Source organism: Streptomyces sp. NRRL F-5122 (genome assembly GCF_001507435.1).
Taxonomy (GTDB): Bacteria; Actinomycetota; Actinomycetes; order Streptomycetales; family Streptomycetaceae; genus Streptomyces; species Streptomyces lannensis.
The window spans coordinates 33,250-50,599 of the sequence record NZ_LMWH01000253.1; the positions used below are offsets into that span (position 1 = coordinate 33,250).

The following is a 17,350-nucleotide window of genomic DNA, read 5'->3' on the forward strand; positions in this document are numbered from 1 at the left end:
GATCGCTCCCTGCGCGGGTCTCTCGAATGTCGGTCCGAGCTCATCCCGATGGCGCTCAGCTGGGGCGAGGGCGGACGCGCCCTCGCCGTCAGCCGACATTGGGCCCGATGGGGGAGTCGGGCGCGGACCCCGGCGTGGTGACTGCCGTCTGCGCAATTGCTCCGGTCCAGGGTGTTGAGACGGTCGACGACCTGACGTGGGCGGTGCGCGGAGTCGATTGCGTCCGCCTCGGCCCGTGGGAAGGTGTTTCGGATGAGTGACATGGCCCGTGCACGTGCACGAGTGCTGGGAGACCTGATCGCTGCCAGTCATCTGATGGCCTTGGACCAGATGCCCACAGTGGTGGCAAGGCATGCGGCGGGGGCGGGATGGACCGACGTATTTATTTACCTGGCCGATCTACAGCAGGAGCGGCTGCACCTGCTCGCCGGTGAGCAGGGCGGCGACGTGCCTCCTGAGCTGGCTGTCGAGGGGACGGTGGCGGGGCGGGCTTTCCAGCTGGGGGAGGTCTTCCCGGCGTCTGCCTCCTCGAGCGGCCAGTGGTGGGTTCCGCTGTTGGACGGCACCGAGCGCTTGGGTGTGCTGCGAGTCCGCTTGCCGGATGGGCAGGAGCCGGACGAGGACCTGGGCAAGCTGGCAGGGCTCATTGGCTTGCTGCTGGTCAGTAAGCGCGGTACGAGCGATTCCTATGCTCGACTGGTCCGGCGTAGGCGGATGAAGGTGGTTGCCGAGATGGAGTGGCGCCTGATGCCCCCGAGGACCTTCGCCACCGACCGGATCCTGATCAGTGCGGTGATGGAACCGGCCTACGAGGTCAGCGGGGACGCGTTCGACTATGCGCTGGCCGGCGATACGCTGCATATGGCCGTCTTCGACGCGATGGGTCACGATACGGCCGCGGGCCTGACCGCGAACCTGGCCCTGGCGACCTGCCGTAGCTTCCGGCGCGAGGGCGCGGACCTGCTCCGGACCGCGGACGGAATCGAGGAGGCGCTGGCAGAACAGTTCCGTGGCGGCCGCTTTGCAACCGGCATCCTGGCGTCTCTGAACACGACGACTGGTGTGTGTACCTGGATCAGCTGCGGTCACTACCCTCCGGTCATCGTTCGCGGTCGCCGCACGATTGTCCACTTGTCGTGCGCGCCCTCACCTCCGTTGGGTACGGAACTGGGCCTGTCGGCGTCCGTCTGCCGGGAGCAGTTGGAACCCGGGGACCGGCTGTTGCTCTACACCGACGGCGTCACCGAAGCCCGCAACGCCGACGGCCAAGAGTTCGGTCTTGAGGGTCTGACTGATTTCCTCATCCGCCACAACACCGATGATCTCCCCGTCCCGGAGACCCTGCGCCGACTGGTTCGCCATCATCTCGACTACCATCGAGGGAAGCTGAACGACGACGCCACGATTCTTCTGCTGGAGTGGCACGGGCCCGCGCCCTTCCGGCCGGAAAGCCTTGAGTCTCTTGTCGGTCTTCCCCCCTCCACATCCTCCGGCGAGCCTCTGGCACCACCCTGACCGATCCCAGCGCGAAGATCCGCGCGGGTACCGGGGCGTTCACCGGGACTCGGCGCAGTCAGCGAGGAGGGCACGCACTGAACTTCGTGCCAGGGAGTTCGACAGGTCGATCGGGGGGAGAGCCTGTTCGGCGTCCAGACGGGTGCCGAGGCTCGACCGAGTGCGGCCGGCGCTGCGCGCCGAGTCGCATCCCCGCTGCTCCTCGAGATGGTCGGGTCCTGGCCCTGGACCGAGGTGTCAGTATGTCCAGGCCTGGCGCGGAACGGTGTGGCCGATTTCTGCGATGGTGCTGGAGATCTAGCTGATGACATGGTGGGCGCCGTCCTCGTCGCCGGTGACCACCACTGCGGCCACGCGGTCGTAGGCAACGGGCCGGTCGTCATCGTCCGTCCCGGACATCATCGTGTCCATGCGCTCGAGCACCCGTCGGCTGCAGTGGTCCAATCGCGATGGGAGAGGCCCGGGTGTAGAGATCGCCATTGGTGGCGGCCATTCGAGGCCAACGCGTGTTGCCGATGATTCCAGTCCGCAAGTGTGTTGCCGCTGCGGACGCCGCACGCGGAGACGCGAACCGGCTACATGACCCGCGTCACGGCATGTCCTGCTGGATACCGGAGCCATACGGAACGCCCGCCGCCCAGCCCCGGTACCCATCGAACTCTGCTTCCGTGGGACGAGGAGGTCAGGACTTCCCGCGTCCGGTGACGAAGTCACGAGCCCGGTCCACCAGACCGGCGCCCGGTGCGAGAAGCTTGTTCGCAGGCGGAGTGTCCGGGGCGGAAGGATGCGGACGTGTCGGGGCGATGGCTTTGGCCCGCCGGACCTTTTCCCCGAGATCGCCGAGCATCTGCGAGGAGCACGCCTGGCGCAGCATCGGGAAGAGATTGTTCTCCTCATCCTCGACGTGGGCCGCTACCTCTTCCATGAGCTGCTGCAGCAGCGGGCTCATCTCGGGACTGTCTGCTTTCGTCTTCTCCAACTGCTTGAGGAGTTTCTCGATACGGCTGTGGTCCCGGATCTCTTTGTCGGCGATCCCGTCGCCGCCCTCCACATGCTCGCGCACCGCCGGGTACAGATACTGTTCCTCGGCGACCGCGTGCCTCACCAACTCGATAGTGACCTCGTCCACGAGATCACGCAGCTCCTGACCTTGGCCGGCCGTGGACTGGATTTTGCCGAAGATCTCCTCGACCTCCCGATGATCGGCCATCAATTCCTCGATGACGTTCCCGCCGTGCCCCATCGTGCATCACCTCTCGTTCCGTCCGTCGGGACCGGTACGTCCGGTCGCGAACCTGATCCCCCCGGTAGGTCATGAAGGGTTGAGCTCGTCCGCCTCATCCGAAGAGGCCATCCCCGTCGCACAAGCCGCCCATCTCGGCGGCACTCAGTCGCCGACGGTGAAGCGTTCCCACACGCGGTGTGCGCCCAAGAGGCTTGTCAGTTGCTCCAGGACGGTCGTACCGCTGTCACCGACAAGTACGCCGGGTGCGTCGGTGGGTACGCCGGCGGCCTCGAGTGCCCTCTCTCCACTCGCCCAGGCACCGATGGCCTTGCCGTGTCGGAAGGCCTCGGACAGCAGCAGAGCCACGCGCGGGTCCGACGCCGACTGTGAGGTGGCGGCCGGCCGGCCCTTTGCGTCACGTGCGCCGTATGCGTCGCTGCCCATGCCGGGGCTTCCGGCCACCAGGACAGCGTCGAACTCGACCGAGCGTGCGGTGGCGTAGGTGCGCTGCACTGTCACCGAGCCATCGGCGGCGCCCAATGTGCCACCGGTCGGCGCGACGAGCAGTGGGACCATGCCCGCTGCGAGCACTGCCTCGCGCACGGCACGCACGCCGCCCAGATCGCCTTCCGGACCGGCGACAATGCCGATGATGCGGCCATCCGTTGGCCAGGTCCGGCCCACCTGTGACAGCGCTGGGCTGGGTTCGACGTCGGCCGGCGGCGCGGTGGGGTCTGGCGCGGGCAGGCCAAGGCCCGCGGCGACCTGCTTGCACAGCCAGGAGTCGATTCGTGCCAGAACCAGCAAAGCTCGTTCCTTGATCGCCTTTTCATAGCATTTGCCGAGCTCGAAGGTGTAGGCGCCGATGATGTGCTCACGCTCCACCGGGCTCATGCTGAGCCAGAATCGGCGGGGCTGGCTGAAGTGATCCGAGAACGATTCGGGCGCCTCGCGGACCTTCGTGGCCTCTGGGATGCGGACTGGAACCTCAATATAGGCACCGGTCTCGGCGTTTGCCTGGAAGGGGCAGCCGCCGTCGAGGGAGTTGGGCCGGTAGGGTGCCGCACCCCTGTGGACCGCCGTCTGGTGCATGCCGTCGCGCAGCATGTCGTTGACCGGGGCGTGGGGGCGGTTGATAGGGAGCTGGGGGAAGTTGGGGCCGCCCAGGCGGGTGATCTGGGTGTCGAGGTAGGAGAAGAGGCGTCCGGCCAGTAGGGGATCGTCGGTGATGTCGATGCCGGGCACGAGGTGTCCGACGTGGAAGGCGACCTGCTCGGTTTCGGCGAAGAAGTTCGACGGGTTGCGGTTGAGAGTCAGCAGCCCGACCGGCTGCACGGGGGCGAGCTCCTCCGGGACGATGTTGGTCGGGTCGAGCAGATCAATACCCTCGAAGGTCTGCTCGGGGGTATCGGGGAAGGTCTGGATGGCCAGCTCCCACTGCGGATACGCCCCTGCCTCGATGGCGTCGGCCAGGTCGCGGCGGTGGAAATCGGGATCGATGCCGTTGATGAGCTGTGCCTCCTCCCAGACAAGGGAGTGCACGCCCAGCTTGGGTTTCCAGTGGAACTTCACCAGTGTCGTGGCGCCGTCGGCGTTGACGAGGCGGAAAGTGTGGACGCCGAAGCCCTCCATCATGCGGAAGGAGCGCGGGATGCCGCGGTCGGACATGTTCCACAAAGTGTGGTGCGTGGCCTCGGTGTGCAGGGTGACGAAGTCCCAGAAGGTGTCGTGTGCGCTCTGGGCTTGAGGAATCTCCCGATCGGGGTGCGGCTTTCCGGCGTGAATGACGTCGGGGAACTTGATCGCGTCCTGGATGAAGAAGACCGGGATGTTGTTGCCGACCAGGTCGAAGGTGCCTTCACTGGTGTAGAACTTCGTCGCGAAGCCTCGGGTGTCGCGGACGGTGTCGGCCGATCCTCGGGAGCCGAGCACCGTGGAAAAGCGTACGAATACCGGCGTTTCCGTATCCGGGCCCAGGAAGGCGGCCTTGGTCACCGAGGCGGCCGTGCCATAACTCTGAAAGACACCGTGCGCAGCAGCGCCCCGGGCATGCACCACGCGCTCGGGGATCCGCTCGTGATCGAAGTGCATCACCTTCTCGCGCAAATGGTGGTCCTGCAGCAATACCGGACCGCGCGGGCCGGCCTTGAGCGAGTGATCGGTGTCGTACAGCCGTGCACCCTGCGCGGTGGTCAAGTAAGCGCCGGACTGCGCCATCCGGGCCTGATCGGCGCCCGTGGGCTGCCCTGTCGGTGACACGGTGTCCGGTCCGGTCTGGTCCGCCTTCGGCGGCAGCGGCTCTTGGGGCTCCGTCGGCTCCGAAACGGACGGTGACTTGGAGCCAGGCTTCCCGGGAATCCCATCCTCCGGACCCGCGTCGTTGCTCTGCAATGCGCCGGTGATCTTATCGGTCGCACGCTTGAGGGGGCTGGTCTCGCCCATCGGGTTCGTCCTAACTTCCGCGGGGGCGGCGGTCGTCGCAGCCCGAAGCTCCATTTGCAGGTCGTCCTTGCCAACTTGGGCTGCGCATGCGCCCGTGGTGAGCGCGAAGCCTGGAAGGCGCCGGCTGACTGAAGAGGGCGAAACGATACATAACGCCTCAGTCGACGCCTAATGTTCAGCCTCTCGCGCCACGAGGACCTCCGTGCAGGAGGCGCGCATCAGGAGAGGGACTCTCATCCATCGAGATGTCACTGGTCGCTGCCCGAAGTGATGACCTGCCTTTCACTCTCCATCAGTGCTGTCGTTCACGCCACCGCCCTTCACCCGAACGGTGTCAAGATCTCCTTCTTGGCCAACAGGAGCCCGGGTGGCAAGGCGCCGCCGTCGGAGTGACTCCGGCCCTCGCTGTGGGGGCGGCGGCTCTACAGGCCCGAGGCGCGTCGTCCGAAGAGACCGGGACAGGAGGGTGAGAGGCACGACAGAACGTGGAGGGTCGTATCGGGGGATCACCGTGCCCGGCAATGATCACTGTCAGTCTTGGCGCGTCGCGTACTGGAACACCATCCCCAGAACCCCTCGGGCCAGTACCCCGGCGCCGATGAGGAAGAGCCACAGTCCGTAGACCACGCCCAGGGCGGCGATGCTGAAGCCCAGCGCCGTGACCAGGGGCCAGGGGCTGTGGGGCGGGAAGAACTCCAGCGGTCCGGCCGCATCCGCCACTTCCGCGTCGGTGCGGTCCTGGGGGCGGCGTCCGCGGCGCCGGTACTGCACCGCACAGAAGAAGGAGACGACCGCGGCCATGCCGAAGGCGACGATCAGTACCGCTGTGCCGGCCGGTTCGCCCGACCATGCGCCGTACAGCGCGGCGGCGGCGGCGAAGAACAGGGCGACTCCGCCGAAGAGCAGGGCCTCGATCTTCATCGCAATTCCTCCTGCGGTGCCTGCCGGACGATCTCTGGGTGGTGCAGGTCGAAGGCGGGGGAGTTGGACCGCACCCGTGGCAGGGCCCGGAAGTTGTGGCGTGGCGGTGGGCAGGATGTGGCCCACTCGAGGCCGCGGCCGTATCCCCAGGGGTCGTCCTCGGTGACCTGTTCGCCGTGCCGTGCGGTGTGCCACACGTTGTACAGGAACGGCAGCGTGGAGACGCCGAGCAGAAACGCCCCTGCAGACGAGAGCGTGTTGAGCAGGGTGAAGCCGTCGGCGGGCAGATAGTCGGCGTAGCGGCGGGGCATGCCCTCCGTGCCGAGCCAGTGCTGGACCAGGAAGGTCAGCTGGAAGCCGATGAACAGCAGCCAGAAGTGCACCTTGCCCAGTCGCTCGTTGAGCATTCTTCCGGTGAACTTGGGCCACCAGAAGTAGAAGCCCGCGAACATGGCGAAGACCACGGTGCCGAAGAGCACGTAGTGCAGATGCGCCACGATGAAGTACGAGTCGGTGACGTGGAAGTCCATCGGCGGGGACGCGATGAGCACTCCGCTCAGACCGCCCAGCAGGAACGACACCAGAAATCCGACCGACCACAGCATCGGTGTCTCGAACGACAGCGATCCCCCGCGCATCGTCCCGATCCACGCGAAGAACTTGATGCCTGTAGGTACCGCGATCAGGAACGACATCAGGGAGAAGAAGGGCAGCAGCACCGCGCCGGTGGCGAACATGTGATGGGCCCATACGACCGCCGACAGCATCGTGATCGCGACCGTCGCACCGATCAGGGGCAGATAGCCGAACAGCGGCTTGCGGGAGAACACCGGAATGATCTCCGAGACGATGCCGAAGAACGGCAGCGCGACGATGTAGACCTCCGGGTGACCGAAGAACCAGAACAGGTGCTGCCACAGAAGGGCGCCGCCGTTCGCCGCGTCGAAGATGTGCGCACCGAACTTCCGGTCGGCCTCCAGACCGAGCAGCGCGGCAGTGAGCACGGGGAAGGCCGGCAGCACCAGGATCGAGGTGAACAGGATGTTCCAGGTGAGGATCGGCATCCGGAACATGGTCATACCGGGTGCCCGCAGACACATGATGGTGGTGATGAAGTTGACCGCACCCAGAGTCGTCGACACACCGGTCACCACCAGGCCCATCACCCACAGGTCCCCGCCGGCGCCGGGGGACCGGTAGGCGCTGTTGAGGGGGGCATAAGCGAACCAGCCGAAGGACGCGGCGCCTCCGGGCACCAGGAACCCCGAGACCACCATCAGGCCGCCGAAGAGATACATCCAGTACGACAGGGCGTTCAGACGCGGGAAGGCGACGTCCGGGGCACCGATCTGCAGCGGCATGACCGCGTTGGCGAACCCCGCGAACATGGGTGTGGCGAAGAGCAGCATCATCACCGTGCCGTGCACCGTGAAGAACTGGTTGTAGGTGTCCTCCGACATGAGCTGCAGTCCCGGACGGGCGAGCTCGGCCCGCATCCCCAATGCCAGCAGACCGGCGAAGAGGAAGAAGCAGAAGGCGGTGACCATGTACAACCGGCCGATCACCTTGTGATCGGTCGTCGTCGTCCAGCGCAGCAGCGACCGGCCGAGCGGGGACGTGGCGGAAGCGCCGTGCCGGGCGGCGGCGGGATCCGACAGACGCGACATCCTCCTCCTCCAAAAGCCCGACCTCGCGGGCGTCAGGTCCGCTGCGAGGCCGGGCGGCATACGGGCGCGACGCGAGTGCCCGGCGCGCGCCGAGGCAAACCGGTCGGGCTGAGGAAGCGGACATACCGCATCCGTCCGGGTCGGCCGGTGGGGAAGATCACCGGTCGAAGTGGCCGTACGCCGCGACCCTACCGACGGGCATCCCGGGCGCCGCGTTGCGCCACGCCCGTCGCGCGGTACTTCACTGCCGCGGGCGCAGGAAGGGCTCTGCAGTCGCGCGTCGACGTGTTCCTTCCCCTCTCGGGGGAACCCGGCGGGAATGATGCTGATCTCGATCGAAATGGCAGCTTCGGACGCTGCGTGGGGCGTGGCCGGCGCCCTGGTGGCAGGTCTGGTCGTAGCCGGGTTCCTGGTCTGGGCCATCCGGCTCGGGATCAAGGTCCGACGCCGGGAGCAGGACCCGTCACGCACCTCCCCACAGCCTCCGCGCCCCGATTCCGGCGGTGGTCCCGACATGTCGGCTCTCGAGCGGAGGGAGCCGGACGAGGTACCGCGGGCCGCAGACGAGAGTGAGCGCCTGACGCCGCACCAACTGCATCCCAGCGGGAGCAGGCGCAGCGAGGACCAGAATCGCCCCCGGTGGGAGTCCGGCTCCGGTGGTCCCTTCGGCAGCAGCGGTTCCGGCGCGAGCTGATCGCACGGCGTTCCGCGTTTGTCCACTGCGGGCGGGGTGTGTTCGCCGCCGAACGATGTCGGCCGCACCTCGTTCCGCCTCCGCCGGTTCAGCGGTCGGACCTTCGAGATCGAGTGGCCGGCCTCGCGTGTTCGAATTTTCGTTCGATATGGTGGCTGCGGAGGAGGTGGACCGCCGTGGCTGATGACGTAACGGGGCGTGGACTGTCCGTCGTGATGCATGTCCGCTGTCCGGACCGGGTGCCCGAGGAGGTCTTCCGGCGAGTCCTCGAGGAACTCGCGGAACTGTCCCCGGTCGTGCAGGCCCTACCGCCGTCAGCCGCCCTGGTCGAACTCAGGGGTGCGCTGCGCTATCACGGCGTCGACCCCGGTCGACTGGCGGAGGTACTGCGGGTGCGGACCCTCTCCCGCCTGGGCGTCGACGTGCGCGTCGGCATCGGGCCGTCGATCACCGTGGCCGCTACGGCCTCCGGTCGGATCGATGGCCAGGGCGGTGTACTGGTCGTCACCCCCGAGCACGTCACCGAGTGGCTTGCTCCGCTTCCCGTGGAAGCCCTCCACGGCATCGGCCCCCAGCAAGCGCATGCTCTGCGCGACTACGGGATTCACAGTGTCGGCCTGCTCGCCGCTGTCCCGCCGGCCACGGTGCAGCGTCTGCTCGGCGGCCGCACGGGGCGCCTGGCCGTCGACCGGGCCCATGGCATCGACCCCCGCCCCGTCGTCCCGCGCGCCCTGCCCGCCTCGGCTGCGGTTCGGCACGTCTTTGTTCGACACACCCTGGACGGTGCCGAAGTCCGCGCTGCCCTGCTCGACCTGGTCATTCAGCTCGGGCGGTTGTTGCGCCGACGCGGTCAGGCGGCCCGAGGTCTGACACTGACGCTGCGGTTCGTCGGCGAGGGCAGGTGGGAGAAGACCCGCCGTCTGCCGAGCGCCTCCGCGCACGACGACGACCTGCGCACCCTGGCGTACCAGTTGATGGACGCCGCCGGTCTGCAGCGGGGCCGGCTCGCCGGACTGATGCTCAAGGCGGAGGACCTGGTGGAGGCCGATCGGGTCGCCGAACAGCTCAGCCTTGACGGGGCCCGCGAATCGCGGTTGGCCGCCGAGGCCGTGAGCGACCGTATCCGCGACAAGTTCGGGCCTGGCGTGATCGGTCCGGCGGCTAGGTTCCGCCGTGCCTCCTGACGGGTTCAACTCCCTGCTCTCTGCCGTGATCCGGGCTTCCTGCATGCACGCCTTGCCCTCGCCCTACAGCCGTAGCGGCCCAAGTCGACCCGAAACCGCGTCGAACCGGGGTCGATCACGATGACAGGATGGCGGGACGCTTCCGAGCCGACATGGAAACCGTGCCGACAACACCCGCAGTCAGTCGCGGTCGACGACGGTTGCGACGCCTGCCGCCGAGGATCACGCCACAGAATGCGCTCGGTTTGCGAATGTTAGAGGCTGAGCTCATGGTCGAGCATTGCGTGATCGTGCAGGGGCCAAGCGGATCCGGCGGTCGGCGGGTCTGTATCGATGGCGAGACCCTGGGCACGGCGTATTCGCTGCACGACCTGACGGTGTTCCTTCGCTACGTCGGTCTGGTGGGAGGGGACGAGCTGGACGTGGCCGAGTCGGATCTCATCGAGTGGCACGGCGGTGGCCCGGAGGTCTGGCCACGCAAGGGGGGCGGACCGGATTGCTGGGCGGGCCCGGGCGAGCTCGCCCCATCGGCCGGTGAGCTCGGACCATCGGCTGAGGAACCGGGCGGGCGTGAACCAGGTCGCGCAGGGCTCTGACGCGCAAAAACGGGCAGCAGATCGGGAGTGTGGATACGGCGGGCCGCCTCGGCTACGTCGACGAGGCGTTCACATCGGTTCACCCACCCGCGCGCGTGTCGGGCCGTATGACGGGGGCCGCGTTCCAGCTGGCCAGGAGCGGCAGGACGCGCGCGGTGGGGGAGTCGGGCTCGGTCGTGTAGACGACCAGCCGCTGGTCCGGCTCGTGGGGCGCACAGACGATCTCGATATTGAACGACATCGGGCCGGCGGCAGGGTGCTGGATGCGTTTGGTCACGGACGCGTAGTCGCGAACGGCATGGTCGTCCCACCACCGGGCGACGTCGGGATCGCTGGTGCGCAACTCGTCGACGAGCGCAGTGAGCCGGTTGTCATACGGACGGCGGGCGATCTCCCGGCGCATCGTGGCGACGGTGGCCGAGGCGAAGTCCGCCCAGTTCAGGATCCGCTCACGGGCGACCGGATCCTGGAACATGAAGCGGACGAACGACGACCCCGGTTCCAGCGGACGGCCCAGCACCTCCGTGAGCAGGGCGTTGCGGGCCAGGACCTCCCCGCGGTGGCCGAGGAGCAGTACCGGTACATGATCGAGGGTGTGCAGCAGACGCAGAAGGCCGGGATCCGGGCGCTGGAGGGCGTGCGAGACCGCGGCGCGGTGCCGTGTGGTGGGCGCGGCGAGGTCCCGCAGATGCGCACGCTCGACCTCGTCCAGACGCAGTGCCCGGGCCAGCGCGTCGAGCACTTCGGTGGAGATGTTGGCCTGGCGTCCCTGTTCGAGCCGGCTGTAGTAGTCCGGGCTGAGACCGGCCAGCACGGCCAGCTCCTCGCGCCGTAGCCCAGGCACCCGTCGGGCCCCCGGGAATGCCTCGATGCCGGCTTGGGAGGGTGTGAGGCGGTCTCGCCGGGAGCGCAGGAACGCTCCGAGCGCGGCGCGGTCGCGTGACATGGCTCCAGGGTAGGCGGCCCATCGGCCCGCTGGGTGGTCCTGGCATGCCCAGGTTCGTCCTGACCTGGCCCGATACCAGCGGGCCGCCCTAGAAAGGGACCCATGACTTCCCTTCACACGAACATCAGCACCCCGGCAGCCACCGGCGCTCGGCTCTCCGGCCGCACCGCTGTGATCACCGGCTCGACCAGCGGGATCGGTGCGTCGATAGCCCACACACTGGCCGGCGAAGGCGCACACGTCGTCGTCAGCGGTCGGCAGGCAACCCGCGGAAAGAGCGTCGTCGAGGAGATCCGGCAGGCCGGTGGCAGCGCGGACTTCGTCCCGGCGGACCTGGCAGGAAGCTACGAGCAGCTGCGCGCCTTCGCGGCACAGGCCACCGACATGCTCGGGGGACGGGTCGACATCCTGGTCAACAACGCAGGCATCTATCCCGCGACGCAGACCGAGGACCTGCCGGACGCGGACCTCGACGCCATGCTGGCGGTCAACATCCGAGCCCCCCACGTCCTGGTCGCGGCGATGGCGCCGGCCATGGCCGAGCGGGGCAGCGGCGTCATCGTCAACATCGGCTCCTGGATGGCCCGGGTCGGCAGCCCCTTCGCGGCGATGTACACCGCGACCAAGGCGGCGGACGAGCAGCTCACCCGCAGCTGGGCCGCGGAGTACGGGTCGCGGGGCGTGCGCGTGAACACCGTCTCGCCCGGGGCGACCCTCACACCCGGCAACGAGGCGGGCCGCGCGCAGCTCGACGCGCTGACGGCCGCCACACCGGCGGGCGTTGTGGTGAGGCCGGACGACATCGCCAAGGGCGTCCTGTACGTCGTCAGCGACGACGCGGCCATGGTCCACGGCATCACGCTCTACGTGGACGGCGGGATTTCCGCCACCCGCCTGTCCTAACCGCCCCTCGAGCCGGGCCGAGCCGGCGATGACCGGCCTGCACGTCCGGTACGCGGTCCTGCCGCGTGCTGAAGCTGCGGGCGGGGCGATATGTGCGGGGCGCCAGTGGGTGCCCTGGGCAACGCGCACAACGTACCGACCTCGCTACGGTCGTCTGCCCCGACTGTCATCGGTCGGCGCCGGCTCTTGTGTGTCGGCCTTCGTGACAGGGGCCGTGCCAGTCCAGGCAGATGACCGTCGCGTCGTCGGCGAGGTGCCCCTCGCCGGCGTCGGTGACCGCGGAGGTCAGGATCCGGACGACCTCGCGGGGATGCTCGGTTGCGGTGTCGTGGATGACGCGCCGCAGGTCGACGGCTTCCGCCTGGCGCTCCTGCATGCCGTCCGTGTAGAGCACCAGGCGGTCCCCGGGCTGCAGGTCGAGGTCCTGGACCCGGTACGGGGAAGCAGACCTGAAGCCGAAGGGCAGGCTGACGTCCAGGTGCAGCATCTCTACGCTGCCGTCGCGCAGCCGAAGTGGCCAGGGGTGACCGGCGTTGACGGCCTGCGCGCCGCTGCCGTCCAAAGCGATGCGCAGCAGCTGTCCGGTGGCGAAAGAGCTGCGGCCGTGGTCCAGGAGGGCCACTCGACGGCTTCACAGGAGGGCGCCGTCGGCAGGAGCCGGCGCTGGATCTCGGCGGCCAGGGTCACCGGGACAGTGCGCTGTCCCCAGTGGTAGAGGTCGGTGAAACGACGGTCGTTGACAAGGATGTACGCCAGCGCGTGTGCCTTCCCTTCGACCTGGTCCAGCACCTGCTGTGTCACATGGGGCAGGAACAGTTCCAGTACACCCAGGCGTCGCCGCGGTTGGTGACGGGGGCGAGCACTCGGTGTCCTCGCCCGCCGTCCAGCGCCCGCACCCGGCCGATCGGGTGTCACTCTCCGTACCCGCCCACGCAGCCACTCGTCGGGCTCCCCGGGGTGCAGGCGGGCTGCGCGGTTCCCGATCCGTGCCTTGGGCGAGTGCGGCCTATGACGGCCCTTCCGGGACGATCACCGCTGCACCAGGTTCAGGATCAGCGAGGCGATGTCCTCCGGAGCCTCCTCGGCCATGAAGTGGCCCGCCTGGGTGGTGAAATGCTCGAGGTCGGTGCTCCACGGCCGCCAGGTCGCGGTGGCGTCGAACCCCAACTGCCGTCCCCAGTCCTGCTGGACGACCGTCACCGGCATGGTGAGCCGGTTGCCGGCGTCGAGGTCGGCCTGGTCATGTTCGATGTCGACGGTCGCGGTGGCACGATAGTCGGCGACGATCGACGGAACGGCTTGCCGGCATGCGCGAAGGTATTCGGCGCGCACGTCCGCCGGGATCGCGTCGGAGCTCATGGACCAGACGTCGAGGAAGTGGCCGAAGAACGCGTCGGCGCTGCCCGCGATCATCTGCTCGGGCAGACCGGGCGGCTGAGCCATCAGATACAGATGGAAGGCCACCGCCGCGCCGACCCCGTGGAGGACGTTCCAGGTGTCCGGAGTGGGAACGATGTCCAGGATTCCCAGGTGACTGATCCGATTCGGGTGATCAAGGCCGGCCCGGAAGGCGACATGCGCACCGCGGTCGTGCCCGACCAGCGCGAACCGGTCGAACCCGAGTGCGTCGGCCAGGCCGACGATGTCTGCGGCCATCGTCCGCTTCGAGTAGGTGTCCTCGGTGACCGCTTCCGGCTTGCTGCTGGCACCGTAACCGCGAAGGTCGGGGCAGACCACAGTGTGGTGCTCGGCCAGGGTGGGGGCGACATGCCGCCACATCAGGTGGGTCTGTGGAAAGCCGTGGAGCAGCACAATGGCCGGTCCTTCTCCGCCGACCGCCGCGTTCAGCTCGACACCGTCGGCCACACCGATCGACCTTGTCTCGAACCCCGGAATGCCGATGCCCATCGTTGTCCTCTCCTTCTCCTGGACGCGTGAGTCGCTGCGACTCACGCGGATGCGTGAACGACAGGAATGATCCGAGAGCCGGATCAGCAGTGGATCAGCAGCAGCCCGAGACCGACGACAATGACGACATGGAGATCCTCGTCAACGTGCTCGGGCCGATCGAGGTCACGGATGCCGAGGGCAACCCCGTACCGGTGGGCAGCCGGCGTCGCCGTGAGCTCTTGGGACGGCTGGTCGCGGTCGGCGGACGGGCCGTCCCGCTTCCTGTGCTGGTCGAAGATCTCTGGGAGGACCCGCCGCCCGCAGCGGCAGGGACGGTCCGCACCTTCGTCGCCGAACTCCGCCGCGCCCTCGAACCCGATCGTCCTCCGCGAACCCGCTCGCTCACCATCGAGACCGTCGGCACTGGATACGCCCTGCGGATTCCACGGGCACACGTTGACGCCCACCGATTCGAGGACACCCTTCGGGCCGCGCACGAGGGGCCCAACGGCCGCGCTGCCCGTGCGCTGAGCGAAGCGCTGTCGTGGTGGCGGGGCGAGCCGTACGCAGACCTCGACGCCTCACCCTGGCTGACGCCGGAGCGAGCCCGGCTGACGGAACTGCACCGTGAAGCCGTCGAGCTGCGTGCCCGCGCGATGCTCGACCTCGGACGCGGTGCGCCACTCGTCCCGGAACTGGAGGCGTTCGCGACCGCACACCCGTGGCGGGAACACGCCTGGCTTCTGCTTGCCCATGCTCTCTACCAAGCCGGCCGCCAGGTCGATGCGCTGGCCTCGCTGCGTGACGCGCGATCCAGGCTGCTGAATCGGTTCGGACTGGAGTCGGCGGACAACCTCGACCATCTTGAACGTGACATCCTGCGACACGCTCCGCACCTCACACCCGCACCTCAGGACGAGGACCGGCTGCGTCTGCTCACCCGCACGGAAGCGACGGGGACCTACACCCGGCTGCGTTCTATGAGCACCGTCGCCCGGGCCGCAGCGGTCACAGGCGGCACCAACCTGGTACTTGCCCAAGAGCAACGTGCCGCGGCAGCCGCGGAAGCGGAACGGACCGAAGACCCCGGCCTCACTGCCCGCGTGATCGCGGCGTACGACGTCCCCACCATCTGGACGCGCTCCGATGATCCCCACCGGTCCGAGGCACTGGTCGCGACCACTCGGCGCACCCTGCACCGACTGGGGCCAGGGGCTTCACCCGCGCTTCGCGCACGTCTCCTCGCCACCATCGGGCTGGAGCATCGCGGAAGCCGAGACGGCTGGGCCGGCGAGGCAGCGAGGGAAGCCGAACGACTCGCCCGAGACCTCCACGACCCCGGCGTGCTCGTACTCGCGCTCAACGCCCGATTCGTACAGTCCTTCCAGCACCCCGGGCGCACCGGAGAACGCGACGTGATCGCCGGCGAACTCATCGACCTCTCCACCCGGCATGATCTCCCGATGTTCGAGACCCTTGGCCATCTGATCAAGATCCAGGTCTGCGCGGCCCGCGGCGACACCGAGACCGCCCAACGCCACGTCGAGACGGCCGAGCAGCTCGCCGCCATTCACGAAACCCCGCTGGTCCACGTCCTCACCGCCGCTTTCCGGGCGATGCAGCTGGCCACACGCTCGGACGACCCCGCCGAGGTCGCTCATGCCTATCGCACCGTGGCCACCGACCTCGCCGGCGCCGGTATGCCCGGGGTGGAAGCCGGCCTCTTGCCGCTCGCGCTCCTCTCACTGCGCATGCGCCACCAGCGTCCCGCGCAGGCGGACCCCGCCCTCGACTGGGGACCCTACCGTCCTTGGGTCCAGCCCCTCCTCGACCTCGCCCGCGGCAACCCGACAGCGGCCCGCGAAGCTGCCGCCGTCCTGCCCAGACCCCGTGCCGACCACCTGTATGACGCGCTCTGGGCCGTCAACGCCCACACAGCGGTCCTGCTCCAGGACCGCTCACTCGCCACGCAGGCGCATGACGCCCTCTTCCCTCTGCGCGGCGAGATCGCGGGTGGAACCACCGCCATGATCAGCTTCGGCCCTGTCAACGGCATCCTGGCCGCCCTCGATCAGTTCCGCATGCGGAGATGACGCCCACCGTCCGTCGGCACCACCTACGCGGGCACAGAGCAGGCTCAACCGCCGTTCAACGTCTGATGTGGAGCGCGCCGATACATGTCCCGGTAGAGGGAGGCGAACCGGCCCGGGTGGTAGAAGCCCCAGCGAGCGGCGATCCCGGTGACCGTGGAAGCTTCGGCGGGGTCGGCGGCCACAAGATCCCGATGCGCCTCCGCGAGCCGCACGCCGCGCAGATGGGCGAGCGGGGTGGTGTCCAGATGGCGCCGGAAGGCGTACTGCAGGGCCCGCGGGGTGACATGGGCGGCCGCAGCGATCTGCGCGACCGTGATCGGCTGGTCGGCGTGGTCGTCGATGTAGGCGAGGGCGCGGCGGAGCACCACCGGGTGCGCGTCATTCCTCTCGGGACTTCCCTCGTCGGCGAGCGCGGTGTTCGGGAAGGCGGACAACACGCTGGCTGCCAGGTGCTGCGCGGCGGTGGACGCCACCAGAGGCTGGTCGGCGACGGCGGGGTCGGCAAGGACGTGATCACGCAGATAGTTGATGGCGTGGTTCAGTTGCCGTGCGGCCGCCGGCGAGTGCGGCCGGTGACCTGTCACCCTGACCGACTCGTCGCCGTGCGGCCCGGTCGGCCAGCGCCGCCCCCACCTCCGAGTCCGCGAGGGGAGCCACGGCTGCGGCACCGCGGGACGCCGAAGCCGCGCTGTCAGACGTCTCGGCACGACAGCCGGAGAGGGCGAGGAGCGCGATCACGAGTGCAGAGGCAGACGCGCGCACGTCGGGCAGGCTCATGCGTGCAGTATGCAGGAACAACTTCTTGACCCTCGAGGCGCTTCAGCCCATGCCTGCCGGGCGCCCGGTGGGTGGGCTTGCGGTCCTGCCACGGCCACGCGGCGCCGGGATGTCCAACGGGGTTCGGTCCGGCGCTTCTTCGCGACCGCGCGATGGTGGCGCCCTCTACGTGTACAGGGTTCGTAGCGGGGAAGATACTCGCGTCCATGGCACTGATCGCGAAGTACCGCACCAAAGGTCGGCCGGACCGCGGCATCATCGAGGACTATGGCGCCGACGCCTACGAGGCTGATCGCGAGGCGGCTGTCAGGGCCCGCGCTGAGGTGGTCGCCGGCGACGGCTACCACTTGTACCTCCGCACCGCGGAGCCCGACCTGCTTGGGGAAGCCCCCGGCAGCCGATGACTCCCAATGAAGATGTCAAGCCGCCTCAGCCAGGGGTGGTGTGAGTTGGTAGCACCGTCCGTCACGCAGCAGCGCCCACAGGACATTGACCCG

General features: G+C 68.4%; 14 protein-coding genes and 1 pseudogene. 7 read left to right on the forward strand and 8 right to left on the reverse strand.

All coding sequences use genetic code 11. The features are described from left to right. Positions 1 to 252 precede the first annotated feature (252 nt). Positions 253 to 1,515: a PP2C family protein-serine/threonine phosphatase gene (locus ADL25_RS31820; protein ID WP_059131353.1), complete on the forward strand. Its 1,263-nt coding sequence runs from the start codon at positions 253 to 255 to the stop codon at positions 1,513 to 1,515. Between the two features lie 682 nt (positions 1,516 to 2,197). On the opposite strand, the gene ADL25_RS31825 is transcribed toward ADL25_RS31820, so the two are convergent. The 4 genes from ADL25_RS31825 to ctaD all read right to left on the reverse strand — a co-directional run bounded on the left by ADL25_RS31825 (position 2,198) and on the right by ctaD (position 7,770). Continuing rightward, entirely contained in the window at positions 2,198 to 2,758 is a 561-nt protein-coding gene (locus ADL25_RS31825) for a hemerythrin domain-containing protein (RefSeq protein WP_059131354.1), read from the reverse strand. A gap of 144 nt (positions 2,759 to 2,902) precedes the next feature. Then, complete coding sequence (locus ADL25_RS31830) at positions 2,903 to 5,182, reverse strand: catalase (RefSeq protein WP_059131355.1); 2,280 nt, start codon at positions 5,180 to 5,182, stop codon at positions 2,903 to 2,905. A 531-nt stretch (positions 5,183 to 5,713) separates the two neighbouring features. Further along, the gene (locus tag ADL25_RS31835; RefSeq protein WP_059131356.1) at positions 5,714 to 6,103 is read right to left on the reverse strand and encodes a cytochrome c oxidase subunit 4; all 390 of its coding nucleotides are present in this window, start codon (positions 6,101 to 6,103) and stop codon (positions 5,714 to 5,716) included. Beyond that, complete coding sequence (gene ctaD / locus ADL25_RS31840) at positions 6,100 to 7,770, reverse strand: cytochrome c oxidase subunit I (protein ID WP_059131357.1); 1,671 nt, start codon at positions 7,768 to 7,770, stop codon at positions 6,100 to 6,102. The genes ADL25_RS31835 and ctaD overlap by 4 nt, the downstream gene beginning before the upstream one ends. 340 nt (positions 7,771 to 8,110) lie before the next feature. On the opposite strand from ctaD, the gene ADL25_RS31845 reads away from it, so the two are divergent. The 3 genes from ADL25_RS31845 (at position 8,111) to ADL25_RS51940 (ending at position 10,244) form a co-directional block, all read left to right on the forward strand. Further along, entirely contained in the window at positions 8,111 to 8,464 is a 354-nt protein-coding gene (locus tag ADL25_RS31845) for a DUF6479 family protein (RefSeq protein WP_059131365.1), read from the forward strand. A gap of 215 nt (positions 8,465 to 8,679) precedes the next feature. After that, the gene (locus tag ADL25_RS31850) at positions 8,680 to 9,648 is read left to right on the forward strand and encodes a DNA polymerase Y family protein (protein WP_059131358.1); all 969 of its coding nucleotides are present in this window, start codon (positions 8,680 to 8,682) and stop codon (positions 9,646 to 9,648) included. Between the two features lie 128 nt (positions 9,649 to 9,776). Further along, on the forward strand, positions 9,777 to 10,244 hold the full coding sequence (locus ADL25_RS51940) for a hypothetical protein (RefSeq protein ID WP_319115321.1): 468 nt from the start codon (positions 9,777 to 9,779) through the stop codon (positions 10,242 to 10,244). A gap of 79 nt (positions 10,245 to 10,323) precedes the next feature. Here the strand turns inward: ADL25_RS51940 and ADL25_RS31860 are convergent, their stop codons facing one another. Next, the gene (locus ADL25_RS31860; RefSeq protein WP_059131359.1) at positions 10,324 to 11,190 is read right to left on the reverse strand and encodes a helix-turn-helix transcriptional regulator; all 867 of its coding nucleotides are present in this window, start codon (positions 11,188 to 11,190) and stop codon (positions 10,324 to 10,326) included. A gap of 102 nt (positions 11,191 to 11,292) precedes the next feature. Between ADL25_RS31860 and ADL25_RS31865 the strand changes: the two genes are divergently transcribed. Continuing rightward, complete coding sequence (locus ADL25_RS31865) at positions 11,293 to 12,093, forward strand: SDR family NAD(P)-dependent oxidoreductase (protein WP_059131360.1); 801 nt, start codon at positions 11,293 to 11,295, stop codon at positions 12,091 to 12,093. A 166-nt stretch (positions 12,094 to 12,259) separates the two neighbouring features. On the opposite strand, the pseudogene ADL25_RS46765 reads toward ADL25_RS31865, so the two are convergent. Both ADL25_RS46765 and ADL25_RS31875 read right to left on the reverse strand, forming a co-directional pair. Then, positions 12,260 to 12,989 (reverse strand): annotated as a pseudogene (locus ADL25_RS46765) (PP2C family protein-serine/threonine phosphatase); the annotation flags it as partial. Positions 12,990 to 13,122: 133 nt separating this feature from the next. Continuing rightward, positions 13,123 to 14,001, reverse strand: a complete 879-nt coding sequence (locus ADL25_RS31875) for an alpha/beta fold hydrolase (protein ID WP_059131362.1) — start codon at positions 13,999 to 14,001, stop codon at positions 13,123 to 13,125. An 89-nt stretch (positions 14,002 to 14,090) separates the two neighbouring features. On the opposite strand from ADL25_RS31875, the gene ADL25_RS31880 reads away from it, so the two are divergent. After that, positions 14,091 to 16,076 carry an AfsR/SARP family transcriptional regulator gene (locus ADL25_RS31880; protein ID WP_324614073.1) on the forward strand — a complete coding sequence of 662 codons (1,986 nt, stop codon included), beginning with the start codon at positions 14,091 to 14,093 and terminating at the stop codon, positions 16,074 to 16,076. Positions 16,077 to 16,120: 44 nt separating this feature from the next. On the opposite strand, the gene ADL25_RS31885 is transcribed toward ADL25_RS31880, so the two are convergent. Then, positions 16,121 to 16,660, reverse strand: a complete 540-nt coding sequence (locus ADL25_RS31885) for a helix-turn-helix transcriptional regulator (RefSeq protein ID WP_234381115.1) — start codon at positions 16,658 to 16,660, stop codon at positions 16,121 to 16,123. Between the two features lie 399 nt (positions 16,661 to 17,059). Here ADL25_RS31885 and ADL25_RS31890 point away from each other — a divergent pair, with 399 nt between their 5' ends. Then, positions 17,060 to 17,257, forward strand: a complete 198-nt coding sequence (locus ADL25_RS31890; protein ID WP_059131363.1) for a hypothetical protein — start codon at positions 17,060 to 17,062, stop codon at positions 17,255 to 17,257. Positions 17,258 to 17,350 lie beyond the last annotated feature (93 nt).